The following is a 23100-nucleotide window of genomic DNA, read 5'->3' as shown; positions in this document are numbered from 1 at the left end:
CGCCCCTTGACCCTAGGCGATGCACGGAGCCTTCCGTATCTTCCCCACGACCGCCTGTCGCGGTCGTCCGTTCCGGAGGACGAACGCACGTGCGCCAGGGGTTCCGCTTGTCACGAAACGCGCACATTGGCTCGAGCGGGACTAGGCCGCGCCCGGCCCGGCGCCGCGGCCACTTCCGCCACGGGCCACCCGGGTGCGACCATGGGGGGTGAGTCCGGGGACGCCGTGAGGGCGCCTCGAGATGACACAAGGAGCAGTTGCAATGACGCATGCCGTTTCGCCTGCCCGCGAACCCGCGCCCGCGGCCGCAGCCACGTCGGGTTCCACCACCCTGTACGGGGGCTCGGGCACCCGGCGCATCACCATCCGCGACCTGAACCTCGCCAAGGAACGCGGCGAGAAGTGGCCCATGCTCACCGCCTACGACGCGATGACCGCGTCCGTGTTCGACGGGGCCGGCATCCCGGTGATCCTGGTCGGCGACTCCATGGGCAACTGCCACCTCGGCTACGACACCACCGTCCCGGTCACGATGGACCAGATGACCATGCTGTCGGCGGCCGTCGTCCGGGGCACGAGCCGCGCCCTGGTCATCGGCGACATGCCGTTCGGCTCCTACCAGGAAGGCGCCGTGCAGGCGCTGCGCAGCGCCACCCGCCTGGTCAAGGAGGCCGGCGTGGGAGCGGTCAAGCTGGAGGGCGGCGAGCGGTCGCTGGCCCAGACCGAGCTGATCGTGCAGGCCGGCATCCCGGTCATGTCCCACCTGGGCCTGACCCCGCAGTCCGTCAACGCCATGGGCTACCGGGTGCAGGGCCGCACCGACGAGGCCGCGCACCAGCTGCTGCGCGACGCCAAGGCCGCGCAGGACGCGGGAGCCTTCGCCGTGGTGCTGGAGCTGGTCCCCGCCGAGCTGGCCGCCGAGGTCACCCGGTCCCTGCACATCCCGACGGTCGGCATCGGCGCGGGCGCGGAGTGCGACGCGCAGGTGCTGGTGTGGACCGACATGATGGGTCTGACCGGCGGGAAGATGCCGAAGTTCGTCAAGCAGTACGCGAACCTGCGCCAGACCATGAGCGACGCGGCGAGGGCCTTCGCCGAGGACGTGGTGGGCGGAACGTTCCCGCAGGCGGAGCACGCCTTCCACTGAGCGGGATGCTCCCCCCTCCCTGACCCGCAGCCGGCCGACGGGCGCCCGTCGGCCGGCTGTCGGCCGTCTGTCGGCCGGCTGTCGGTGCTTTGTCAGTGGCGGCTGGTCCCATGGGGGTCATGACGCGAAACGACAAGAACCCCAACGCCGTGGAAGTACGGGGGCTGGTCAAGCACTACGGCGAGACCAAGGCCCTGGACGGGGTCGACCTGGACGTCCGCGAGGGCACCGTCCTCGGGGTCCTGGGTCCCAACGGCGCCGGCAAGACCACCCTGGTCCGCTGCCTGTCCACCCTGATCGTCCCGGACGCCGGGACCGCGACCGTCGCCGGCTTCGACGTGGTCCGCCAGCCGCGGCAGCTGCGCCGCACCATCGGCCTGACCGGTCAGTACGCCTCGGTCGACGAGAAGCTCTCCGGCTGGGAGAACCTCTACATGATCGGGCGGCTGCTCGACCTGTCCCGCAAGGACGCCCGGTCCCGCGCCGACGAGATGCTGGAGCGGTTCTCCCTGACCGAGGCCGCGAAGAAGGCCGCCATGAACTACTCCGGCGGCATGCGCCGCCGGCTGGACCTGGCGGCCTCCCTGATCGGCAACCCGGCCGTGCTCTACCTGGACGAGCCGACCACCGGGCTGGACCCCCGCACCCGCAACGAGGTCTGGGACGAGGTGCAGCGGCTGGTCGCCGAGGGGGCCACGGTCCTGCTCACCACCCAGTACATGGAGGAGGCCGAGCAGCTCGCCAGCGAGCTGACGGTCATCGACCGCGGCAAGGTCATCGCCAACGGCAAGGTCGACGAGCTGAAGGCCCGCGTCGGCGGCCGCACGCTGCGGCTGCGCCCCGTGGACCCGGCCGACCTGCCGGGCATGGCCCGCTCCCTGGCCGAGGCCGGGCTCGACGGCGTGGCCGGCTCGCAGGCCGTGCCGGACGAGGGCGTCCTGCTGGTGCCCATCCTCAGCGACGAGCAGCTGACCGCGGTGGTCGGCCTGCTGGCCGCCCGCGGGTACGCGATCGCGGATCTCGGCACCTACCTGCCCAGCCTGGACGAGGTGTTCCTGTCGATCACCGGCCAGAAGCCCACCGAGCTGACCGAGCTGACCGAGGAGGTCGCGGCATGAGCACCGCAACCACGACGAAGCCCGCCGACCGCGCGGCCGCCCCGGCCGCGGCCGCCGGAGCGCACGGCGAGGGCCGCATCGGCCTGCGCGCCAACCTGCGGCACATCGGCGCCCTGGTGCGCCGCAACGCCCTGCAGATCAAGCAGGACCCCGAGTCGATGTTCGACGTCCTGTTCATGCCGATCATCTTCACGCTGCTGTTCGTCTTCGTCTTCGGCGGCGCGATCTCCGGCAAGGGCAACCAGGCGGACTACGTCAACTACGTGGTGCCGGGCCTCATGGCCATGATGGGCATGAACATCGCCATGGCCGTCGGCACGGGCGTCAACGACGACTTCAAGAAGGGCGTGATGGACCGCTTCCGGTCCATGCCGATCGCCCGCTCGTCCGTCCTCCTCGCCAAGATCGTGGTCGAGCTCGGCCGGATGATGGTGGCCATCACCATCCTGCTCGGCGTGGGCTTCATCCTCGGCCTGTCCATCAAGTCCTCGGTGCTGGACCTGTTCCTGGCCATCGGCCTGTCCGCCGTCTTCGGCGCCTCGCTGATGTGGATCTTCATTCTGCTCGGTCTCACCATGAAGACCGCGCAGGCCGTCCAGGGCATGGCGATGCTGGTCCTGATGCCGCTCCAGTTCGGCAGCTCGATCTTCGCCCCGCCGTCCACGATGCCGGGCTGGCTGCAGGCCTTCACGGACTACAACCCGCTGTCCAACCTGGCCGACGCGGCCCGCGCCCTGATCAACGGGACTCCGGTCGGCGACTCGGTGTGGATGACCCTGGCGTGGTCGGTGGCCATCACGGCCGTCACCATGCCGCTCGCGGTGCGCAAGTTCCGCCAGAAGACCTGACCCGCGGACCGGTCCGTTCGGATCGCGTCCCGGGCGGGCCCCGGCCGGAGGCCGGGTCAGACGAGGGCGGTGGCCTCCTCCAGGGTGAGGCCGCCGCCTTCGGCGTACGCCGCCCCGTACCCCTCCTCGCCCAGGGCCGCCCGCGCCAGCTCCTCCGTGCGGGCGGCGTCCTCGCGTTCCGTGCTGACGGGGAAGTGCCCCGGCGGCAGCAGCGCCCGGTAGGCGCCGAGCAGCCGGACGGCGTCGTACGTCCGGCGCGGGCCGCCGAGCGAGGCCAGGGAGCGCGCCGCGGTCACCAGGTAGACCGCCGGCATCTGCGGGGCCACCATCCGGGCGAGCGGGTCCTGCACGCTGTCCATCGCCTGGCGCAGCAGGTCGAGCGCCTCCTCGTACGCCTCCTCCTGGTTCGACAGCCAGGCCAGGGTGCCGAGCAGGAAGCCGTCGAAGATGGCGAACGCGCCGAAGGCGAACTCCTCCCGCAGCCTCAGGAGCTGCGCGCGGGCCTGCGGGATCCGGCCGGTGCGGCCCAGGATGCCGGCCAGGAACATCCGGGCGGCCGGCATGGCCTCGTTGCCGTGACTCTGCACCGTGGCGACGATCTCGGTGAGGATCTCCTCGGCCTCCTCCATCCGCCCGGCCTCACTGAGCGTCCCGGCCATCCGCACCCGCAGGACCGTCACCTGCGCCTTGGCGCCCAGGCGTTCGGCGTACGCGATGGCCTCGCGGAAGTCCCGGGCGGCCGCCGCGTACGATCCGCGCTTCTCCAGGGACTCGGCGCGGGCGGAGAGCGCCTCGGCGCAGCCCCAGGCGTCGCCGAGCTCGCGGAACAGGGCCAGGCTCTCGTCGGCGTCGCGGGAGGCGTCGCCGGCCCAGTCGGCCCGGTTGGCGAGGATGTTGGCCCGCAGCTGGAGGGCGGAGGCCAGCTCCCAGCGGTAGCCGAGCTCACGGGCGGTCTCGACGGTCGCGTCGACGACCCGCTGGAGCCGGCCGGGATCGCCCGCGATCATCACGGCGTAGACCCACAGGGAGGCGGGGGTCCGGCAGGTCTGCGGCAGCCCCGGGCGGTAGGCGGCGATCACCCCGTCGACCTGGGCGCGCACCTCGGGGCTGTTCCAGCTGCCCTTGGTCTGGTCGCGGGAGGCCAGCCGGACCAGGTGGACGGCGCGCCATGCCTCGGCGCGCACTTCGCCGCTGTAGGGCGGGGGCGCGTCGACGAGCTGCTCGTACACGGGCTCCGCCGGGACCACGGGCGCCGCGAACGGGTCGGGGCCGAGGGCGCAGGCCGCCTCGGACCAGTGCCGGGACTCGGTGCGCAGGTCGTGCATGTGCCAGTACCAGCCCAGCGCGTGGACCAGGCACAGGACTTCGTCGGCGTCGCGGGCGGCGACGGCCCGGCGCAGGGCCGTACGGACGTTCTCGTACTCGGTGGCGAGCCGGTCGGCGGCGGCCCGCTGGCCGTGGCCGCGCAGCAGCGGCTCGCTGGTACGGGCCAGTTCGCGGTAGTGCACCAGGTGGCGGCGCTCGGTGTCCGCACGGTCCCGGCCCGCCTCGGCGAGGCGCTCGGCGGCGTACTCGCCGACCGTCTCCAGCAGGCGGTAGCGCATGCCGGAGCCGTCGGTGCCGGGGGCGGCCACGACGAGGGACTTGTCGACCAGGGAGCCGAGGGTCTCGGCGACGTCGTCCACCCCGCCGGCGCAGACCGTCTCGGCGGCGGCGAGGTCGCAGCCGCCCGCGAAGACGGACAGCCGGCGCAGCACGGTGCGTTCGGGCTCCTCCAGCAGCTCCCAGGACCAGTCCACGACGGCGCGCAGGGTCTGCTGCCGGGGCAGCAGGGTGCGGCTGCCGCTGGTCAGGAGCCGGAAGCGGTCGTCGAGGCGGTCGGCGATCTGGCGGGGGGTGAGCAGCCGCAGGCGGGCCGCGGCCAGTTCGATGGCGAGCGGCAGCCCGTCGAGGCGGCGGCAGATCTCGGCGCAGGCCGCCGGGTCCTCGGTCACGGTGAAACCGGCGCGGGCGGCGGCCCCGCGGTCGGCGAGGAGCCGCAGCGCGACCGGGTCGGGCAGCGGCTCCACCGGGCGCAGCGTCTCCCCCGGGACCCCGAGGGGTTCGCGGCTGGTGGCGAGGATCCGCACGCCGGGGCAGTGCGTGAGCAGCCGCTCGGCGAGCACCGCGGCCGCCTCCACGACGTGCTCGCAGTTGTCGAGCAGCAGCAGGAGCCGCCGCCGTGCGCAGTGTTCGGCGAGGCGGTCGAGGGGGTCGTCGCCGGTGCGGTCGGTCAGGGCGCGCAGCTCTTCGGCGGCGGCCCCGCGCAGTTTGGTCTCCCGCGCCCCGAGCGCGGCGAGGACGGCCTCGGCGACGTCCTCCGGATCGTCCACGGGGGCCAGCTCGACGAACCACACCCCGTCGGGCCAGCCGTCCGGTTCCTGTGCCTCGGCGGCCTCCTGGGAGAGCCGGGTCTTGCCCGCCCCGCCGGGCCCGAGCAGGGTGACGAGCCGGGCGCGGGCGAGGTCGGCGCCGATGACGCGGATGTCGTCCTCGCGCCCGACGAAGGTAGTGAGCCGGGCCCGCAGGTTGCCCTGCGCGGGCTGCCGGGAGGGTGGCTCGGTGTGCGGGGCGGGCGGCTCGGCCTGCCGACCGGGCGGCGGCGCCGGGGCGGCAGCCGCCCGGGCCGCCTCGCCGGGGTGCTGGGGCAGGGCCGGCTGCCTGCCCGGGCCCGGGGTGCCGAGGGCGGCGGGCGCGGTCTCGGGGAGGGGGTTCAGGAGCTCGGCGTGCAGGGCGCGCAGGGCCGGGCCGGGGTCCGTGCCGAGCCGGGCGGCCAGCTCGCGGCGTACGGAGTCGTAGGCATGGAGGGCCTCCGCCGGGCGGTGGGCGTCGCGCAGGGCCCGGATCCGCAGGGCCTGCAGGGGCTCGTCGAGCGGCCGGCGCGCGCACAGCGCGGTCAGCTCCGGCAGTGCCTGCTCCGCCCCGCCCAGGGCCAGGGCCGCGCCGAGCCGGCCCCGGCGCGCGTCCATCCGTACGGCCTCCCAGCGCGCGGACTCCGCGGCCGGGTCGGGCAGGTCGACCAGGGCGGGGCCGCGCCACAGCGCGAGCGCCTCCTCGTACAGGGCCGCGGCCTTGGCCGGGTCCCCGCTGTCCAGGGCCTCGGCCCCGGACCGGGCCAGCCGCTCGAAGCGGTACAGGTCGACGTCCTCGCCGTCGGCGGCCAGCAGGTAGCCGCCCTCGGCGGAGCGCACGGTCTCGTGGCCCAGCGCCCGCCGCAGCCTCGCGACCAGCGCCTGGAGGGCGGCCGGGGCGTCGGCCGGTTCGTCGCTGTCCCACACCTCGGCGACCAGCAGGTGCGCCGGAACCGCCCGGCCGGGCCGCAGGGCGAGCGCGGTCAGGAGCGCCCGCAGGCGCGCTCCGCCGACGGCGACGGGGCTCCCGTCGTCGCGCGTGGCCTGGGTCGTACCGAGAATCGCGTAACGCACCGGCCCATTGTCCCCGTAGCGGCGTCCGACCCCGACCGCATTTCTGCGCGGCGGTCGGGATAGGTTGCGCGGCATGGGTCACCAGGGCAGCCGCGGCGAGCGGCGGATCAGTTCCGTGTTCCTCGGCATCGCGGCCGTCATGGCCGTCACCGGCTGGGCCGTGTGGACGGGGTACTCGACGAGCACCGGGCTCGCCGTGTTCCTCTTCGTGACCTCGGCGTGGGTGGTCTCCCTCTGCCTGCACGAGTACGCGCACGCCCGCACCGCCCTGCACGGCGGCGACCTCTCGGTGGGTGCCAAGGGCTACCTGACGCTGAACCCGCTGAAGTACACGCACGCGCTGCTCAGCATCGTCCTGCCGGTGCTCTTCGTGATCCTGGGCGGCCTGGGCCTGCCCGGTGGCGCGGTGTACATCGAGCGCGACCGCATCCGGGGGCGCTGGAAGCACAGCCTCATCTCGGCGGCGGGTCCGCTGGCCAACGTGGTCTTCGCGGTGGTGTGCACCGCACCGTTCTGGCTGGACGCCCTGGACGGCGTCCCGCTCGCCTTCCGCTACGCGCTGGCCTTCCTGGCCCTGCTCCAGGTCTCGGCGGCGATCTTGAACTTCCTGCCGGTGCCGGGCCTCGACGGCTACGGGGTGATCGAGCCCTGGCTCTCCCACCGGATCCGCCGCGAACTGGCGCCGCTGGCGCCGTTCGGCCTGATCGCGGTGTTCGCGCTGCTGTGGATCCCCGAGGTCAACGCCTTCTTCTTCGACGTGGTGCGCGGCATCCTGACCGGCCTCGGCGCGTCGGACCTGGAGACGTACTGCGGCCACGACCTCTACCGCTTCTGGCAGGAGCCCGAGGGCCTGTGCGAGGTCCCCGGGAACTAGGAGGCGACCCGGGAGGCGCGCGCCTTGTCGGCCTTCGCCTTGCGGACGTAGTACCAGGCCATGTTGGACGTGAGACCGGCGAGCAGCACCCAGACGATCCCGATGAAGCTGCCCTCCACGAAGGCGACGACGGCCGCGGCCACGGCGAGGACGCAGACGACAACGGCGAAGACGGCAAGGCGGGGCATGGGAAGAGCTCCTCGAAAACACAGAACGGGGGCCGAGCCCCTCCAGTGTCCCCCATGCCCCGCAGTGTTCCCGTAAGGAGGACCGGGGCCCGCCGGCCCGCGGGGCCGTGGGGCCGCGGGGCCGTGGGGCCGCGGGGCCGCGGGGCCGCGGGGCCGCGGGGCCGCGGGGCCGCGGGGCCGCGGGGCCGCGGGGTCAGACGTCCGTGATGCGGAGGCCCGCGTGGGCCTTGTAGCGGCGGTTCGCCGAGATGAGGTTGGCCACCAGGGACTCGACCTGGTGGGCGTTGCGCAGGCGGCCCGCGAAGACGCCGCGCATGCCCGGGATGCGGGCGGCGAGGGCCTGGACGAGGTCGGTGTCGGCGCGGGATTCGCCGAGGACCATCACGTCGGTGTCGATCTCGTCGACCGACTCGTCCTGGAGCAGGACCGCCGACAGGTGGTGGAAGGCCGCGGTGACACGGGAGTCGGGGAGCAGGGCGGCGGCCTGCTGGGCGGCGCTGCCCTCCTCGACCCGCAGCGCGTAGGCGCCCTGCTTGTCGAAGCCGAGCGGGTTGACGCAGTCCACGACGAGCTTGCCCGCCAGGTCCTCGCGGAGTGCTTCGAGGGTCTTGGCGTGGCCCTCCCACGGCACCGCGATGATCACGATGTCGCTGCGTCGCGCGCACTCCGCGTTCTCCGCGCCCTCCACACCGAGGCCCAGTTCCCCGGCGGCGGCGTGCGCGCGGTCGGCGGCGCGGGAGCCGATGATCACCTTCTGGCCGGCCCGGGCGAGCCGGTAGGCCAGGCCGCGGCCCTGGTCGCCGGTGCCGCCGAGGACGCCGACGACGAGGCCGGAGACGTCCGGGAGGTCCCACGGGTCCTTGGCGGGCGCCTTGGCCGGGGGCTGCTGCGTGCTGTCTGTGGAGGTCATGGGGGCGAGAGTACTGCCGAGTACCGCAGAGGAGGAGACGAGGGACCGGGGCGGGCGAAAGGGAGGGAAGTGGTCGCCGATGTCCGGTTCATGCGGCAGGATGCCGCCATGGACGCCGTGAGAGTGGCGCTGCTGCGCGAGGTTCTCGCCGGTACGCAGTGGCCCGGCGCCGCGCGCCGCTTCGCCGGCTCGCTGCGGCGCTGCGTCGTGCCGGCCGGCGGGAACCTGCTGCTCGTGGGGACCGAGCGGTACGAGCCCTGGCACCTGGCGGCGCACCTGGTGGACGAGGCCGCCTGGTCGGGGCAGCCGGAGCTGGCGCCCACCCTCGTACGCCACCGGGTGCTGCCCGGTCAGCCGCCGCACCTGTCGGTGGGGCTGGGCAGGCTGGAGGCGGCCCGGCGCGGGCACACGCTGCTGGTGGTGGCTCCCGGGGAGCCGGGCGGGGGGCTGCTGGAGCGGGTCCACGACGCCCGGCGCGCGGGGGCGACCGTACTGTCCCTCGACGGCGGTGATCCGGAACTGGGCACGCTCGCCCACGACGCGCTGTCGGTGCCGGAGGGTTCCGCCGAGCTGGACCTGGACACCGTGCAGCACCTGGTCAGCGCGGCGGCCGGGGAGAACGGCCTGCCGGTGCAGCGCGGGTCGCGCCGGTTCCGGGACCGGTTGGCGCGGCTGGCCGACCAGCTGACCGCGCCGCCGCCCAGCCGCTGGTAGCCGCCGTCAGGTCGCCGTGCCGCCCGCGCCGCCCCCGTCCTGCCGGGACGCGTCGTTCCACTTGGGGTCGTTCTGCCATTCGAGGTTGCGTTCCTGCGCCGTCTCCATGGCGTGGGCGGCCTCCTCCCGGCTGCCGTACGGACCGAAGCGGTCCTTGGCCGGGCAGTCGGGGCCTCCCTCGACCTTCTGGTGTACCAGGCAGTAGTACCACTCGCCCGGTTTGCCCACCTGACGCTTCTTGAACAGGGCCATCGCTGTCGGGCTCCTCTCGATACCGCCGCTTGCGCTCCTACGCCGCCATGCTGCCCCATCCCCGCTGGATACACTCGCTTGCATGTCTGGCCAGTCGCTGCTCGTACCAGGCGAGCTCTCCCCCGTCCGTTCCGTTCCCGGAAACATCCGCCGTCCCGAGTACGTGGGCAAGCCCGCCCCGACCCCCTACACCGGACCGGAGGTGCAGTCGGCCGAGACCATCGAGGCCATGCGCATCGCCGGCCGGATCGCCGCCCGGGCGATGGAGGAGGCCGCCAAGCTGATCGCGCCGGGGGTGACCACCGACGAGCTGGACCGGGTCGCGCACGCGTACATGTGCGACCACGGCGCCTACCCGTCGACGCTGGGCTACCGGGGCTTCCCCAAGTCGCTGTGCTCGTCGGTGAACGAGGTCATCTGCCACGGGATCCCGGACTCCACCGTGCTGCGCGACGGCGACATCGTGAACCTCGACGTGACCGCCTACATCGGCGGGGTCCACGGCGACAACAACGCCACGTACCTGTGCGGCGAGGTGGACGAGGAGTCGCGGCTGCTGGTGGAGCGCACCCGGGAGGCACTGAACCGGGCCATCAAGGCCGTCAAGCCGGGCCGCCAGATCAACATCATCGGCCGGGTCATCGAGTCGTATGCGAAGCGCTTCGGCTACGGCGTGGTCCGGGACTTCACCGGCCACGGCATCAATGCGTCGTTCCACTCCGGCCTGATCATCCCGCACTACGACAGCCCGCACGCGACCACCGTGATCGAGCCCGGGATGACCTTCACCATCGAGCCGATGCTGACCCTGGGCACCCACGAGTACGACATGTGGGAGGACGGCTGGACCGTCGTGACCAAGGACCGCAAGCGGACCGCGCAGTTCGAGCACACGCTGGTCGTCACGGACGACGGGGCGGAGATCCTGACGCTCCCGTAGGGGCACCCGCGTTTTACCGACAAAGCGTCGGGAAGCCATTGACTTCAGGCTCCCGAGTAGGAAGATCAGACGTGGTGGCCCTGCCGCCACGTCTGATTCCTCTTCCTGGAGGTCCGTCTTGGACGCCTTCTCTACGGTCATTCGCGTCGCCTCGCACGAACAGCACACCGAAGCGGAGACGTCGACCTTCATGAGCGACCTGCTCGGCGGCCGGCTCGGTGTGGATGCCTACACGCGCTACACCGAGCAGCTGTGGTTCGTCTACCGGGCCCTGGAGGACGCGGCCGCGGCCCTGCGGGACGACCCCGTCGCCGGTCCCTTCATCCGGCCGGAGCTGCTGCGGGTCGCCGCGATCGAGCGCGACCTCGCGCACCTGCTGGGTCCGCAGTGGCGGAGCAGCGTGGTGGCGCTGCCCGCGACCGAGGCCTACGCCGCCCGGGTGGCCCGGTGCGCGGCCGAGTGGCCCGGCGGCTACGTCGCCCACCACTACACCCGCTACCTGGGCGACCTCTCCGGCGGCCAGATCATCCGGGACAAGGCGGAGCGCACCTGGGGCTTCGAGCGCAAGGGCGACGGCGTGCGCTTCTACGTCTTCGCCGACATCGCGAACCCCGCCGCCTTCAAGCGGACCTACCGCGAGTTGCTGGACGCCATCGCGGTGGACGATCTGGAGAAGCAGCGCATCGTCGACGAGTGCAAGCGCGCCTTCGACTACAACGGCGCGGTCTTCCGCGAGCTCGGCGAGGAGTTCCGGCTCAGCGCGTAGCGCGCGCCGGGAGGGCCGGCCCCTGCACACGCGCGGGGCCGGCCCTGCCCGCACGTCCGGGGCCGGCCCGCGAGCCCGCCCGGGTCCGCCCTCAGCCGCGGGAGGCGGGCGGCGGTGCCTGCCGGGCGAAGCGGACACGGCCGCCGATCTCCACGGTGCCGTCGGGGTTGGGCGCGGTGAGGATCTGCGAGCCCCCGCCCTGCGTGATGTTCAGGGCGCGGTTGAGCTGGGCCGTAAGCAGGATCGCCGCCGAGCCGGTGGCCTCGTCCTCCGCGATCACCCCGTCGGGGCGGCGCGGGAAGCCGCGGGCGCGCACCCGTCCGGCGGTCTCGTCCTCCCAGGCCCACGCGTACAGCCAGCCCTCGCCCGGGGGCGGGGCGGGCAGGGCCTCGACCTCGGCGGCCGACCCGTACTGCTCGGTGCGCTTGCCCTCGACCCACTCGGGGCGGGCCGTGATCCAGGTGAACTCGCCGTCGTCGCGGGCCCCCACGGGCCCGGCCGGCGGCCGGAGCTCCTCGATGTCCAGCAGCCAGGCGAGCCCGACCAGCGGGTGCCCGGCGAAGGACATCCGCGTGCCGGGCGTGCGGATGTCGACGATCCCGCGCTCGGGATCGTCGACGAACACCGTCTCGCTGTAGCCGAGTCCGGCGGCCAGGGCCTGCCGCGACGCGTCGTCGGGGCAGACCCGGCCGTCCCGTACGACACCGAGCAGGTTGCCGTGCCGGCCGTCGCCCGCACAGAACACCCGCAGCACGTCGAGTTGATCGTTCACGCGGGCATTCAAGCACGGCCCGGCACCCGGCCGTGTGCCGCCGGGCGAGGAGGCACGGGCCCCGCCGGCGGTCTACGGGGGGCTTCGTCCCGATCCGGCGCAGCCTGGTCAAGGGCGATGTCCTCAGCGCATACATCCAGCACGTGGGTTCGGCCGTCTTCGCCGTCCCGCCGGGCGTCCGCGACAAGGACGACTGGTGCTGTTCTTCGCCGGGCGGGCCCGCCCGGCGGCCGCGGCGCCGCAGGTGCCCGACGCCCAGGACGCCACCGCCGGCTGACCGCCGCCCGCCCGCGCTCAGGCGATCCGGACCGCCTCGCCGCCCACCCGGACCCGCGGGTCGCCGGCGCGCAGCTCCACCGTGAGCACGCCCGGCCGTCCGAGGTCCGCGCCCTGGTGCAGGGTGAGCACGGCGTCCTGCGGGACCAGTCCGAGCTCGCGGGCGTACGCGCCGAAGGCGGCCGCGGCGGCGCCCGTCGCCGGGTCCTCGACCACCCCGCCGACCGGGAAGGGGTTCCGTACGTGGAACTCCGCCGGGCCCGCCCGCCACACCAGCTGCACGGTGGTCAGGTCCAGGCGCCGCATCAGCGCCTCCAGCCGGGCGAAGTCGTAGGCGAGGTCCGCGAGCCGGGCCCGGGTGCCGGCGCCGAGCACCAGATGGCGGGCTCCGGCGTAGGCGATCCGGGGCGGGAACGCCGGGTCCAGGTCGGCCTGCGGCCAGTCCAGTGCGGCCAGCGCCTCGGCGAGGTCGGCCGCGCCGATCTCCTCGGTGTGCGGCTCCACGCTGGTCAGCGTGGCCCGCAGGTGCCCCTCCCGGGAGGTGACGGACACCGGGACCGTTCCCGCCCGTGTCGCCAGCAGCAGCTCACCGGGGCCGATCCGCTCCCCCAGCGCCACGGCGGTGGCGACGGTGGCGTGCCCGCAGAAGGGCACCTCCGCCTTCGGGCTGAAGTAGCGCACCGTGAACGCCCGGCCCGGCTCCCGCTCGAGCCCCTCGGGCGGGGCGGTCAGGAAGGCCGTCTCGCTGTAACCGAGCCCGGCGGCGAGGGCGAGCATCTCCGAGTCGTCCAGTCCGGCCGCGTCGAGCACGACACCGGCGGGGTTGCCGCCCTCCGGGTCGCCGGAGAAGGCCGTGTAGCGGAGTACCTCAGTCGTCGTCATGATCGCCTCAACTGCCGTGCCGGGGCGGGCATTCCCGGCGGCCGGGACGCGGGCTCAGCCCCGCCCGATGTAGGGCATTGCCGTCGCCATCACCGTCGCGAACTGCACGTTCGCCTCCAGCGGGAGTTCCGCCATGTGGCGTACCGTGCGCGCCACGTCGGCGGCGTCCATCACCGGCTCGACGGCCAGCTGCCCGTTGGCCTGCAGGATCCCGGACCGCATCCGCTCGGTCATCTCGGTGGCCGCGTTGCCGATGTCGATCTGCCCGCAGGCGATCCGGTACGGGCGGCCGTCCAGCGACAGGGACTTGGTCAGACCGGTCATCGCGTGCTTGGTCGCGGTGTAGGCGACGGAGTTCGGGCGCGGCACGTGCGCCGAGATCGAGCCGTTGTTGATGATGCGGCCGCCCTGCGGGTCCTGCTCCTTCATCTGCCGGAAGGCGGCCTGTGCGCACAGGAACGAACCGGTCAGGTTGACGTCGACCACCGAGCGCCAGGCCGCGTAGGAGAGGTCCTCCAGCGGGACGCCGCCGGGACCGAAGGTGCCCGCGTTGTTGAAGAGGAGGTCCAGGCGCCCGTAGCGCTCGCGCACCGCCCCGAACAGCGCAGCCACCTCGTCCGGATCGCTGACGTCCGTACGGACGCAGAGCACGTCCGCGCCGGCTCCGGCCGCCTCGGCCGTCTCCTGGAGCGGCTCGGCCCGGCGGCCCGCCAGCGCCACGGACCAGCCGGCCGCGGCCAGGACCAGGGCCACGGAGCGGCCGATGCCCGACCCGGCCCCCGTCACTACAGCGATCTTCGTCGTGGGTTCGTCCATGGGGCCGCAGAGTACGTCACACGGCGCCCCGCCCCCCGGACGTTCCGATTGCTGAGAGCATGGGCCGGTCAGGGGTGCATGAAGCAGACAAGCAGACTGGAGTTCCGCATGTCGGAGAGAGGCCCCGTGACGGCCCGCACGCAGGGACCGTCACCCGAATCGCCCTCCGCGCCCGCCACCGCCGCACCCCTGAAGGCCGCACGCCGCACGAGCCTGCTGGTCACCTTCATCCTCGGCGGGCTCACCGCCCTGCCGCCGCTGTCCATGGACATGTACCTCCCGGCTCTGCCGGAGGTCACCACCGCCCTGCACAGCCCCGCCGCCACCATCCAGCTCACCCTCACCGCCTGCCTCGCCGGCATGGCCCTGGGCCAGCTCGTCATCGGCCCGATGAGCGACAAGTGGGGCCGCCGGCGGCCGCTGCTCGCCGGCATGGTCGTGTACGTCCTGGCCACCGCGATCTGCGCCCTCGCCCCGAGTGCCGAGCTCCTGATCGCCTTCCGCCTGCTCCAGGGCCTGGCCGGCGCGGCCGCGATCGTCATCGCCCGGGCCGTCGTACGCGACCTCTACGACGGGGTCGAGATGGCCCGGTTCTTCTCCAACCTCATGCTGATATCGGGCACCGCCCCGATCGTCGCCCCGCTCATCGGCGGCCAGGTGCTGCGCTTCGCCGACTGGCGGGGCGTCTTCCTCGTCCTCACCGCCGTCGGCCTCGTCCTCACCCTGATGGTGTGGCGCGGCCTCGGCGAGACCCTGCCGCCCGAGCGGCGCCACACGGGCGGCGTCGGCGCGGCCCTGCGGACCATGCGGGGCCTCCTCGGCGACCGCGTCTTCACCGGCTACACGCTCGCCGGCGGCTTCGCCTTCGCGGTGCTGTTCTCCTACATCGCCGCCTCCCCCTTCGTGGTGCAGGAGATCTACGGTGCGTCGCCCCAGGCCTTCAGCCTGCTGTTCGGCGTCAACTCCTGCGGGCTGATCGCCGTCGGCCAGATCAACGGCAAGCTGCTGGTCGGCCGGGTCGACATGGACAAGACCCTGACCGTCGGCCTCGCCGTCATCACGGCCTCCTCGGTGGCCCTGCTGCTCATGGCGACCGGAGTGTTCGGCAGGGCCGGGCTGCTCCCGATCTCCGCCGCGCTGTTCGTGCTGATGTCGGCGATGGGCCTGGTGCTGCCCAACACCAACGCGCAGGCGCTGATGCGCACCCCGCACGCCGCCGGTTCGGCGTCCGCGCTGATCGGCACCTCCTCCTTCCTGGTCGGCGCGGTCGCCTCGCCGCTGGTCGGGATCGCGGGCGAGGGCACGGCGGTGCCGATGGCCGTGGTGCAGCTGACCTGCTCCCTGCTGGCGGTGGCCTGCTTCGCCGCCCTGTGCCGCCCCTGGCGCAGCCGTGAGACCGCCGCGCCCGGGGCGCCGTAAACTTCGCAGGTGAACGCCTCCGCCCCCACCACAGCCGACACCCTGCGCAGCGCGCTCGGCGGGCTGCTCGACGGACTGCCGCCCAAGCAGGCCGCGGCCGCCGTCGAGCGGCTCATCGCCAGTTACCGGGGGCAGACCCCCACCGACGCGCCGGTGCTGCGCGACCGGTCCGACGTGGCGGCGTACGCGGCCTACCGGATGCCCGCCACCTTCGAGGCCGTCCGGGCCGCCCTGCGCGGCCTCGCCGGGGCGGTCCCGCGGTGGGCGCCGGACTCGCACGTGGACGTGGGCGGCGGCACGGGCGCCGCGACCTGGGCGGTGGACGCCACCTGGGACGGGCCGCGGGACACCACGGTGCTGGACTGGGCCGAGCCGGCGCTGACCCTGGGCCGTGAGCTGGCGGCGGCCTCCACCTCGCCGGCGCTGCGCGGCGCGGCCTGGCGGCGGGCCGTCATCGGCGCCGGGCTGACGCTGCCCGAGGCCGACCTGGTGACGGTCTCGTACGTGCTGGGCGAGCTGACCCCGCAGGCCCGCACGGCCGTCGTCGCCGAGGCGGCGCGGGCCGGCCGGGCCGTGGTGCTGGTCGAGCCGGGCACGCCGGAGGGCTACCTGCGCATCCGCGAGGCCCGCGACCAGCTGCTCGCGGCGGGGCTGCGGATCGCCGCGCCCTGCCCGCACGACGGGACCTGCCCGATCGCGGTCGGGCAGGACTGGTGCCACTTCTCGGCGCGGGTCAGCCGGTCCTCACTGCACCGGAAGGTCAAGGGCGGCTCCCTCGCCTACGAGGACGAGAAGTTCGCCTACGTCGCGGCGACCCGCTTCCCGGCGGAGCCGGCCGCCTCGCGGATCACCCGCAGGCCGCAGATCCGCAAGGGGCTCGTCCAGCTCGACCTGTGCGGTCCCGAGGGGGAGGGCCTGACCCGGGCCACCGTGACCAAGCGCCACGGTGACCTCTACAAGGCGGCGCGGGACGCCGACTGGGGCCAGACCTGGCCTCCGCCCGCTTCCGAGGGCCAGCCGGCCCCCTAGGCCCTGTCGTCGAAGTCCCGCCTGGCCCGACGCCCGGCACCGCACCTCGCCGCGTTGTCGCGGCGCCCGAGTACGTCCAGTACACGGCCGCCCCTCCGCCTTGCGATGCACGGCACCGGACGCCGCGGGCCTGACCGGCGCTCCTTCGACGCCAGGACCTAGGGCCTCAGCTCCTGGGTGCAGCACTTCACGCTGCCGCCGCCCTTGAGCAGCTCGCCCAGGTCCATCGGGACCGGCTCGAACCCCCGGTCCCGCAGCGGGTCCAGCAGCCCGGTCGCCGCCTGCGGGAGCAGCACGTGCCGGCCGTCGGAGACCGCGTTCATGCCCAGCGCCGCCGCGTCCTCCTCCCCGGCGAGCAGCGCGTCGGGGAACAGGCGCCTGAGCACGGCCTGACTGCCCGGCGAGAACGCGGCCGGGTGGTACATGACCTCGTCGCCGTCGAGGACGCACAGGGCGGTGTCGAGGTGGTAGTACCGCGGGTCCACCAGGTCCAGGCCGATGACGGGACGGCCGAAGAACTCCTGCGCCTCGTCGTGCGAGAGCGGGCTGGAGCGGAAGCCCCGGCCGGCCAGGAGGTAGCTGGCGGTGACGGCGAAGTCGCCCTCGCCCTCGTTGACGTGGGACGGCTCGTGGACGTCCCGGTATCCGTGCCGGCGGAACCACTCGAGGTGGATCTCGGCCTCGGCGGCCCGCTCCGGGTGGGCGAACCGGGCTCCGAGCACGCGGCCGTCGACGACGACCGCCCCGTTGGCCGCGAAGACCATGTCGGGGAGCCCGGGGTGCGGTTCGAGGGTCTCGACGGTGTGCCCGAGGGAGAGGTAGCGGTCCCTCAGGTCCTCCCACTGGGCGAGGGCGAGCGGCAGGTCCACCGGTTTCGTGGGGTCCATCCACGGGTTGATGGAGTAGGTGACCTTGAAGTGCACGGGTGGGCACATCAGATAGCGCCGGGGTGTGGCGTCTCTGCGCAAAGAAAGCTCCTCACGACTTACGGCGGGTGTGGAGAGAATCGTCTCGCCTTACGCCGGGCACCGCAGTGAACTGATTGGGTGGTTTAACGGACAAGAGGAAGACGAGACGTCTCGGTTGATAGTTTCAGGACATGACCAGGACCCCTGACGCCAGCCGCCGCAGCGACCGCTCCCGGCGGGCCATCCTCGACGCCGCGCTCGCGCTGGTCGGGGAGGTCGGCTACAACAAGCTGACCATCGAGGCGATCGCCGCCCGGGCCGGGGTCGGCAAGCAGACCATCTACCGCTGGTGGCCCTCCAAGGCCGCCGTCCTGCTCGACGCCTCCCTCGCCCTGGCCGGGACGGCGGAGGAGGACGCCGCGTGGACCGGCTTCCCCGACACCGGGGACCTCGCCGCGGACCTGAAGCACGTCCTGCGGGCCACGGTGGACGAGCTGTGCGACGAGGCCTACGAGGCGCCCGCGCGCGCCCTCACCGCGGCCGGGGCGACCGACCCCGAGCTCGCGGCCCGTTTCCGCGAGCGGCTGCTCGAACCGCAGCTCGCCCTGTACGAGGCGCGGTTGCGGACGGCGCGCGAGGCCGGCCTGCTGGCCCCGGACACCGATCTGCGGCTGACGGTGGAGATGCTGCTGGGCCCGCTCACCTACCGCTGGCTGCTGCGCACGCAGCCGCTCACGCACGCCTTCGCCGACGCGCTGGTGGACCGGGTGCTGGGCGGGGTGGCCAACGTCACCACCCAGCGACCGGAGGCCGAAATGGCTTGATCCTGCCGGTATGCGGGGGTCGCCGGTCACCCGTTCCCAACCCCCCGGTCCCCGAGACCGGTCACCCGGGGCGCAGGATGGTGGGACCATGTGGAGGTCCGCCGGGAATACGGTGAGGTGAGGGGATAGATGGGGTCTGAGTCCGGCCGCGTCACGCGCGGCCAGCAGAGCAGGATTTCCCAGTGGCTGCGCCGGCGCCCGAAACCGGCCGCCGACGACCCCGGACCGGAGCGCGAGGCGCTCCTCCTGGCCGTCGCCGCCGCCGGTCTGCCGCTCGCACCCGCCGCCCATCCCGTCGGCTACCGGTGCTCGTGCGACCGGATCGGCTGTCCGACGCCCGCGCGCCACCCGCTGTCCTTCGCCTGGCAGACCCAGTCGACGACCGACCGCGCGCAGGTCGAACGCTGGGCCCGCGAGCAGCCGCAGGCGAACTTCGTCACCGCGACCGGCATGGTCCACGACGTGCTCGACGTCCCGCTGGAGGCCGGCGCCGCCGCGCTCGCCCGGCTGCTCGGGGCCGGCATCGAGGTCGGCCCGGTCGCCGAGTCCGGCGGGGCCGGGGAGCAGGGCAGGATGCTCTTCTTCACCGCCACCCGCGGTACCCCCGAGGACGAGGACGAGTGGTGGCCCTGCGAACTGGACTGCCATCCCGAGACCATGGACGAGCACCCGGGCCTGCGGTGGCACTGCCGGGGCAGCTACGTCCTGGTCCCCCCGGCGGCCCTGCCGGGCGACCTCGCGGTGACCTGGGTGCGCGGCATGGAGCACCCGCTGCCGGACCCGCTCACCCTGCTGGAGACGCTGACCGACGCCTGCGCCGCCTACGCGGGCAGCGCCAACCTGACCCCGACCGCGGTGGCCTGGCCCCTGGGCCAGTAGGCCGGGGGCCGGGCAGCGGTGGCGGCGGGCCGGTCAGTGGTGGATCTGGGTGACCACCACGTCCAGGGACCACGGCTTCGCCGGCTTCGCGGGGGCTTGCGCCTCGACCACGTAGCCCAGGTCGCGCAGGGCCCCGACGAGTTCGGCCGGTGTGGCGGGGACGGCTCCCGCGAGCAGCAGGTCCCGCACCAGCCTGCCTTTCGTCGCCTTGTTGAAGTGGCTCACCACCGACCGCTTCTCCACCCCGTCCACCATCTGCGCGTGCAGCACCCGCACGGTGGCCGTCCGGCCCGCGACCTCGCCCTTCGGCTTCCACGCGGAGGCGTACGCGGCCGACCGCAGGTCGAGCACCAGCCCCTGCCCTGCCACGGCCGGCAGCACCTGCGCCATCGGCTCCCGCCAGTACGCCCCGAGCGCCCCGCACCCCGGCAGCTTCACGCCCATCGAGCAGCGGTACGAGGGGATCCGGTCGGTGATCCGCACGGCGCCCCACAGGCCCGAGAACACCAGCAGCGCCTCCTCGGCCAGCGCCCGCGCCGGCGGGGTCAGGTCCGCCAGCCCCAGCGCGTCGTACAGCACGCCGGTGTAGACCTCCCCGGCCGGCCGGGCCGGGGAGGTCTGCAGCTCCGCGTTCTTCGCGACCTCGCCGCGCAGGCCCTCGCTCAGGCCCAGCACCTCGCGGGCCTTCGTCTCGTCGGCCGCGCACAGCTCGACCAGTTCGTCCAGGACCGCCGCACGGGCCCCGGCCAGGCCGGGCAGCGACAGCGACCGCGGCTCCAGTGGTGCACCGGAGCCGCCGACGGCCTTTCCTTCGGACGGCGGCAGCAGCACGAGCACGGTGGATCTCCTTCGGTACGGCACGGCGCGGGGGTGCGGCCCCCGAGCCAGGGTAGACGGCCCGTGGGCCCCGCCCGGACCGCCGGACCGGCGGCCGCCGGTGCGGGCGGGGCCCGTCCCCGACCGCGCAGATCGCCCGGCCAGGCCCTAGGCTCGGTCCCATGCCACGCCGCCACATGCACCTGACCGGCGCGGACGGGGCCGCCCTGACGGCTGCCCTGCGCGCACTGCGGACGAAGCCGGGCGTGCCGGGGGAGTTCCCGCCCGAGGTGCTCGCCGAGGCCGAACGGGCCGCCCGGGACCCCCTCCTGCCCGACGCCGATGCCACCGACCTGCCCTTCTTCACCGTCGACCCGCCGGGCTCCCGCGACCTCGACCAGGCCATGCACCTCGCGAGACGGCCCGCCGGCGGCTACCGCGTCCACTACGCCATCGCGGACGTGGCGGCCTTCGTCACCCCGGGCGGGGCGCTCGACGCGGAGGCCCACCGCCGCGTCACCACCCTCTACTTCCCCGACGGCAGGGTCCCGCTGCACCCGCCCCTGCTCTCGGAGGGCGCGGCCAGCCTGCTGCCCGACCAGACCCGCCCCGCACTGCTCTGGCGGCTCGACCTCGACGCCGAGGGCCGGGTGGAGACCACCGACGTCCGCCGCGCCCTCGTACGCAGCCGCGCCCGGCTGGACTACGACGGCGTCCAGAAGGCCGTCGACACCGGCACGGCCGAGGAACCCCTCGCCCTGCTCCGGGACATCGGCCGGCTCCGCGAGGCCCTCGAGGTGGAACGCGGCGGGATCTCCCTGAACGTGCCCGAGCAGGAGATCGTCGCCCGCGGCGACGCCTACACCCTCGCCTACCGGGCCCCGCACCCCGCCGACGGCTGGAACGCCCAGATCTCCCTCATGACCGGCATCGCCGCCGCCGACCTCATGCTGGCCGCCGGGACCGGCATCCTGCGGACCCTCCCCCGCGCGCCCGACGGCGCCGTCGGCAGGCTCCGGCGGACGGCGAAGGCCCTGCGGATCGACTGGCCCCACCACGTCCCCTACGCCGAACTCGTGCGCTCCCTCGATCCGCACCGCCCGGCCCACGCCGCCTTCCTCCAGGAGTGCACGACCCTGCTGCGCGGCGCGGGCTACACGGTGTTCACCGGCGGCCGGATCCCGGACCCGGCGGTCCACGCGGCGGTCGCGGCCCCCTACGCCCACTGCACCGCCCCGCTGCGCCGGCTCGTCGACCGCTACAGCGGGGAGCTGTGCCTGGCGGCGGTGGCCGGGGCCGAGCCCCCGCGGTGGGCGGTGGAGGCGCTGGACGCGCTGCCCGAGGAGATGGCGCACGGCGCACGGCTGGCGAACACCGCCGAGCGGGAGTGCGTGGACCTCGTCGAGGCCGCCCTGCTCAAGGACCGCGTCGGGGAGACCTTCGAGGCGACGGTGATCGACGTCAAGGACCGTGAGCCGCTGGAGGGAACGGTCCACCTGCGGGAGCCGGCGGTGGTCGGCCGCGTGGTGTCCGCCGTGCGGGAACTGCCCCTGGGCGAGCGGATCCCGGTCCGCCTGGTGGCGGCCGACCCGGGCACCGCGAAGGTCCTGTTCGCCCCGGCGTGAGGGGGCTACGCGGGCTGCCGCAGTGCGCTGACCAGCGCGCGCGGGTCGTCCGCGTGGAAGCGGATGGTCCGCGCCTCGGCCCGGGCGCCGAGCGGGCGGGTGAAGGGCAGCGGCCGGGTCAGCTCCAGAGTCACCGTGGTCTGGCTGCCGACGATCAGGTCCAGCACCCCGTCCCCGGAGAGCGTGACCAGCCGGCCCTGCGGATAGCGCCGGTCGACGCGGGCCGAGGCCACCGCGTCCGGCGGGACGACGAGGTCGAACAGGGCCCCGTACCGGATCCGCAGCGAGCCGTCGGCCCGGGCCACGTGCGGTCGGGTGACGCAGGCGGCGTGCAGGGCGAGCACGGTCAGCATCCCGTACACGTCGAGGACGAGCACCGCCCGGTGGACGGCTGGCCAGGGGATCAGCACGGCCAGGGCGGCCGTCTCGACCGCCGACACGAAGAGCAACCCGTACATCAGGGCGGTCTGCGGGCCGGTGTACCCGGCGGCCACGTCCCCGGCCCGTACCCCGTGCCTGCGGCGCAGCGCCCACCGGCCGAGCGAGGCGGTGGAGCGCAGCTCGTGCCGCAGCAACCGCCGCACCTGGACGGGGACGACGGCGTGCACGGCCTCCCGCCGGGCCTCCCGGGGCCCGGCGCCCCGGGCGCGGGCGGCGGCGTACAGCGAGCGCAGCAGCCAGACCTCCAGCAGGAGCACGCCGAGCACCACCACCTCGGACGCCATCACGGCCCACTGCGGCAGCCGTACCCCGGCCCCCAGGCAGCAGACCAGCGCCAGCTCTCCCGGTACGACCACCGCGGCCGCCATCCGGGCCCCCCGCACCGCCCCCGTCATCCCCGCCCCCGTCATCCCCGGCCCCTCTCCATGAACGCCTCCATCACCCGGCGGACGACTTCCGCCTGCGCGGGCGGGAACTCGGCGAGCAGTGCCTCCTTGAAACCGGGTACGACCGCGCCCTCGGCCGGGACCGCGGCGAACACCTCGTCGGGGACGACCGCGACCAGCTCCGCCGCCAGGCCCGCGATCCGCGGATCGTCCGGGGCGGCGCCGGCGAGCGCGTCCAGCCTTTCGTACAGGGCGAGCAGCGCGGGATCGGCCGCCAGCGGTCCGAGGGCCGCGTAAAGCTCCTCGCCACCGGAGCCCGGGGTGTCGAGCAGCGTGAGGTGCTCGCGGTCCAGGGCGGCGGACGGCGAAGCGGTGGGCGGCGCCTCGGCGAGCAGCGCGGCCAGCGCCGGCGAGAGCGGCCCGGCCTCCCCGGGCGGGGCGGCCGACAGCGCCGCGAGCCGCTGGCGCCGCTCGCCGATCTCGGCCTCCTGGCGGGCGAGGTCCGCGTCGAGCTCGGCGAGTACGTCGGCCAGGGTGCGCCCGGCGTCGTCCGCGAGGATCTCGCGCACCTCCTCCAGGCCGAGCCCGAGCTCGGTGAGCCGGCGCACGCGGGCCAGCAGGACGGCGTCGCGGACACCGTAGGCCCGGTATCCGTTGGGGCGCCGCTCCGGTTCCGGGAGCAGCCCGACCTGGTGGTAGTGCCGGATCGCCCGGGTGGTGAGCCCGACGAGCGCGGCGATCTCTCCGATCCGCATGCCCCCCAGTAGAGACCCTGCCGCTGCGTCAAGGTCAAGCCGCGGTGCCAC

Annotated in this window: 23 protein-coding genes; 12 read left to right on the top strand and 11 right to left on the bottom strand. The window is 74.3% G+C overall.

Annotation, left to right across the window (positions count from 1 at the left end):
- The first annotated feature begins 262 nt into the window (after positions 1–262).
- From panB to AC07FY_RS02150, 3 genes are all read left to right on the top strand, one after another.
- Positions 263–1147 carry a 3-methyl-2-oxobutanoate hydroxymethyltransferase gene (panB, locus tag AC07FY_RS02160; RefSeq protein ID WP_478999224.1) on the top strand — a complete coding sequence of 295 codons (885 nt, stop codon included), beginning with the start codon at positions 263–265 and terminating at the stop codon, positions 1145–1147.
- Positions 1148–1266: 119 nt separating this feature from the next.
- Positions 1267–2265: an ATP-binding cassette domain-containing protein gene (locus tag AC07FY_RS02155; protein ID WP_478999222.1), complete on the top strand. Its 999-nt coding sequence runs from the start codon at positions 1267–1269 to the stop codon at positions 2263–2265.
- Entirely contained in the window at positions 2262–3113 is an 852-nt protein-coding gene (locus AC07FY_RS02150; RefSeq protein ID WP_478999220.1) for an ABC transporter permease, read from the top strand. The genes AC07FY_RS02155 and AC07FY_RS02150 overlap by 4 nt, the downstream gene beginning before the upstream one ends.
- A gap of 56 nt (positions 3114–3169) precedes the next feature.
- Here the strand turns inward: AC07FY_RS02150 and AC07FY_RS02145 are convergent, their stop codons facing one another.
- Positions 3170–6577, bottom strand: a complete 3408-nt coding sequence (locus tag AC07FY_RS02145) for an AfsR/SARP family transcriptional regulator (protein WP_478999218.1) — start codon at positions 6575–6577, stop codon at positions 3170–3172.
- 73 nt (positions 6578–6650) lie between these two features.
- Here AC07FY_RS02145 and AC07FY_RS02140 point away from each other — a divergent pair, with 73 nt between their 5' ends.
- Positions 6651–7451 carry a site-2 protease family protein gene (locus AC07FY_RS02140; RefSeq protein ID WP_478999216.1) on the top strand — a complete coding sequence of 267 codons (801 nt, stop codon included), beginning with the start codon at positions 6651–6653 and terminating at the stop codon, positions 7449–7451.
- Here AC07FY_RS02140 and AC07FY_RS02135 read toward each other — a convergent pair.
- Positions 7448–7639: a hypothetical protein gene (locus AC07FY_RS02135; protein ID WP_478999214.1), complete on the bottom strand. Its 192-nt coding sequence runs from the start codon at positions 7637–7639 to the stop codon at positions 7448–7450. The genes AC07FY_RS02140 and AC07FY_RS02135 overlap by 4 nt on opposite strands.
- A gap of 193 nt (positions 7640–7832) precedes the next feature.
- Positions 7833–8549 (bottom strand): NADPH-dependent F420 reductase, encoded by a 717-nt coding sequence (gene npdG, locus AC07FY_RS02130; protein WP_478999212.1) that lies wholly within the window; start codon positions 8547–8549, stop codon positions 7833–7835.
- A gap of 108 nt (positions 8550–8657) precedes the next feature.
- Between npdG and AC07FY_RS02125 the strand changes: the two genes are divergently transcribed.
- Entirely contained in the window at positions 8658–9263 is a 606-nt protein-coding gene (locus AC07FY_RS02125) for a hypothetical protein (RefSeq protein WP_478999210.1), read from the top strand.
- A 6-nt stretch (positions 9264–9269) separates the two neighbouring features.
- Here AC07FY_RS02125 and AC07FY_RS02120 read toward each other — a convergent pair whose 3' ends face one another.
- Positions 9270–9515 (bottom strand): hypothetical protein, encoded by a 246-nt coding sequence (locus tag AC07FY_RS02120; RefSeq protein ID WP_478999208.1) that lies wholly within the window; start codon positions 9513–9515, stop codon positions 9270–9272.
- 82 nt (positions 9516–9597) lie between these two features.
- Here AC07FY_RS02120 and map point away from each other — a divergent pair, with 82 nt between their 5' ends.
- Positions 9598–10455: a type I methionyl aminopeptidase gene (gene map, locus AC07FY_RS02115; protein ID WP_478999206.1), complete on the top strand. Its 858-nt coding sequence runs from the start codon at positions 9598–9600 to the stop codon at positions 10453–10455.
- Between the two features lie 118 nt (positions 10456–10573).
- Complete coding sequence (locus AC07FY_RS02110; RefSeq protein ID WP_478999204.1) at positions 10574–11221, top strand: biliverdin-producing heme oxygenase; 648 nt, start codon at positions 10574–10576, stop codon at positions 11219–11221.
- A 91-nt stretch (positions 11222–11312) separates the two neighbouring features.
- Here the strand turns inward: AC07FY_RS02110 and AC07FY_RS02105 are convergent, their stop codons facing one another.
- From AC07FY_RS02105 to AC07FY_RS02095, 3 genes are all read right to left on the bottom strand, one after another.
- The gene (locus tag AC07FY_RS02105; protein ID WP_478999202.1) at positions 11313–11993 is read right to left on the bottom strand and encodes a PhzF family phenazine biosynthesis protein; all 681 of its coding nucleotides are present in this window, start codon (positions 11991–11993) and stop codon (positions 11313–11315) included.
- Positions 11994–12287: 294 nt separating this feature from the next.
- Complete coding sequence (locus tag AC07FY_RS02100; RefSeq protein ID WP_478999200.1) at positions 12288–13151, bottom strand: PhzF family phenazine biosynthesis protein; 864 nt, start codon at positions 13149–13151, stop codon at positions 12288–12290.
- Positions 13152–13205: 54 nt separating this feature from the next.
- The gene (locus AC07FY_RS02095) at positions 13206–13967 is read right to left on the bottom strand and encodes an SDR family oxidoreductase (RefSeq protein ID WP_478999198.1); all 762 of its coding nucleotides are present in this window, start codon (positions 13965–13967) and stop codon (positions 13206–13208) included.
- A 108-nt stretch (positions 13968–14075) separates the two neighbouring features.
- Here AC07FY_RS02095 and AC07FY_RS02090 point away from each other — a divergent pair, with 108 nt between their 5' ends.
- On the top strand, positions 14076–15386 hold the full coding sequence (locus tag AC07FY_RS02090; RefSeq protein WP_478999196.1) for a multidrug effflux MFS transporter: 1311 nt from the start codon (positions 14076–14078) through the stop codon (positions 15384–15386).
- A gap of 9 nt (positions 15387–15395) precedes the next feature.
- On the top strand, positions 15396–16415 hold the full coding sequence (locus AC07FY_RS02085) for a small ribosomal subunit Rsm22 family protein (RefSeq protein ID WP_478999194.1): 1020 nt from the start codon (positions 15396–15398) through the stop codon (positions 16413–16415).
- 158 nt (positions 16416–16573) lie between these two features.
- On the opposite strand, the gene ddaH is transcribed toward AC07FY_RS02085, so the two are convergent.
- Positions 16574–17422, bottom strand: a complete 849-nt coding sequence (ddaH, locus tag AC07FY_RS02080) for a dimethylargininase (RefSeq protein ID WP_478999836.1) — start codon at positions 17420–17422, stop codon at positions 16574–16576.
- A gap of 92 nt (positions 17423–17514) precedes the next feature.
- Here ddaH and AC07FY_RS02075 point away from each other — a divergent pair, with 92 nt between their 5' ends.
- Positions 17515–18147 carry a TetR/AcrR family transcriptional regulator gene (locus AC07FY_RS02075; protein WP_478999192.1) on the top strand — a complete coding sequence of 211 codons (633 nt, stop codon included), beginning with the start codon at positions 17515–17517 and terminating at the stop codon, positions 18145–18147.
- Between the two features lie 129 nt (positions 18148–18276).
- The gene (locus AC07FY_RS02070; RefSeq protein WP_478999190.1) at positions 18277–19026 is read left to right on the top strand and encodes a bifunctional DNA primase/polymerase; all 750 of its coding nucleotides are present in this window, start codon (positions 18277–18279) and stop codon (positions 19024–19026) included.
- Between the two features lie 33 nt (positions 19027–19059).
- On the opposite strand, the gene yaaA is transcribed toward AC07FY_RS02070, so the two are convergent.
- Positions 19060–19863 (bottom strand): peroxide stress protein YaaA, encoded by an 804-nt coding sequence (gene yaaA, locus AC07FY_RS02065; RefSeq protein ID WP_478999188.1) that lies wholly within the window; start codon positions 19861–19863, stop codon positions 19060–19062.
- A 161-nt stretch (positions 19864–20024) separates the two neighbouring features.
- Between yaaA and AC07FY_RS02060 the strand changes: the two genes are divergently transcribed.
- Complete coding sequence (locus AC07FY_RS02060; protein WP_478999186.1) at positions 20025–21467, top strand: RNB domain-containing ribonuclease; 1443 nt, start codon at positions 20025–20027, stop codon at positions 21465–21467.
- Between the two features lie 5 nt (positions 21468–21472).
- Here AC07FY_RS02060 and AC07FY_RS02055 read toward each other — a convergent pair whose 3' ends face one another.
- Entirely contained in the window at positions 21473–22318 is an 846-nt protein-coding gene (locus AC07FY_RS02055; RefSeq protein WP_478999184.1) for a hypothetical protein, read from the bottom strand.
- Positions 22315–23049, bottom strand: a complete 735-nt coding sequence (locus AC07FY_RS02050) for a MerR family transcriptional regulator (protein ID WP_478999182.1) — start codon at positions 23047–23049, stop codon at positions 22315–22317. The genes AC07FY_RS02055 and AC07FY_RS02050 overlap by 4 nt, the downstream gene beginning before the upstream one ends.
- Positions 23050–23100: the final 51 nt, after the last annotated feature.

It is taken from the genome of Streptomyces sp. NPDC045967, assembly GCF_056430495.1.
This window is presented reverse-complemented; position numbering and strand designations above follow the sequence as displayed.

Coding starts and splice junctions, on each gene's coding strand:
- map (WP_478999206.1), top strand. CDS start 9,598: ATGTCTGGCCAGTCGCTGCTCGTACCAGGCGAGCTCTCCCCCGTCCGT.
- AC07FY_RS02070 (WP_478999190.1), top strand. CDS start 18,277: ATGGGGTCTGAGTCCGGCCGCGTCACGCGCGGCCAGCAGAGCAGGATT.
- AC07FY_RS02090 (WP_478999196.1), top strand. CDS start 14,076: ATGTCGGAGAGAGGCCCCGTGACGGCCCGCACGCAGGGACCGTCACCC.
- AC07FY_RS02060 (WP_478999186.1), top strand. CDS start 20,025: ATGCCACGCCGCCACATGCACCTGACCGGCGCGGACGGGGCCGCCCTG.
- AC07FY_RS02150 (WP_478999220.1), top strand. CDS start 2,262: ATGAGCACCGCAACCACGACGAAGCCCGCCGACCGCGCGGCCGCCCCG.
- AC07FY_RS02155 (WP_478999222.1), top strand. CDS start 1,267: ATGACGCGAAACGACAAGAACCCCAACGCCGTGGAAGTACGGGGGCTG.
- AC07FY_RS02055 (WP_478999184.1), bottom strand. CDS start 22,318: ATGACGGGGGCGGGGATGACGGGGGCGGTGCGGGGGGCCCGGATGGCG.
- AC07FY_RS02140 (WP_478999216.1), top strand. CDS start 6,651: ATGGGTCACCAGGGCAGCCGCGGCGAGCGGCGGATCAGTTCCGTGTTC.
- AC07FY_RS02050 (WP_478999182.1), bottom strand. CDS start 23,049: ATGCGGATCGGAGAGATCGCCGCGCTCGTCGGGCTCACCACCCGGGCG.
- AC07FY_RS02135 (WP_478999214.1), bottom strand. CDS start 7,639: ATGCCCCGCCTTGCCGTCTTCGCCGTTGTCGTCTGCGTCCTCGCCGTG.
- AC07FY_RS02120 (WP_478999208.1), bottom strand. CDS start 9,515: ATGGCCCTGTTCAAGAAGCGTCAGGTGGGCAAACCGGGCGAGTGGTAC.
- panB (WP_478999224.1), top strand. CDS start 263: ATGACGCATGCCGTTTCGCCTGCCCGCGAACCCGCGCCCGCGGCCGCA.
- AC07FY_RS02095 (WP_478999198.1), bottom strand. CDS start 13,967: ATGGACGAACCCACGACGAAGATCGCTGTAGTGACGGGGGCCGGGTCG.
- AC07FY_RS02100 (WP_478999200.1), bottom strand. CDS start 13,151: ATGACGACGACTGAGGTACTCCGCTACACGGCCTTCTCCGGCGACCCG.
- AC07FY_RS02075 (WP_478999192.1), top strand. CDS start 17,515: ATGACCAGGACCCCTGACGCCAGCCGCCGCAGCGACCGCTCCCGGCGG.
- AC07FY_RS02125 (WP_478999210.1), top strand. CDS start 8,658: ATGGACGCCGTGAGAGTGGCGCTGCTGCGCGAGGTTCTCGCCGGTACG.
- npdG (WP_478999212.1), bottom strand. CDS start 8,549: ATGACCTCCACAGACAGCACGCAGCAGCCCCCGGCCAAGGCGCCCGCC.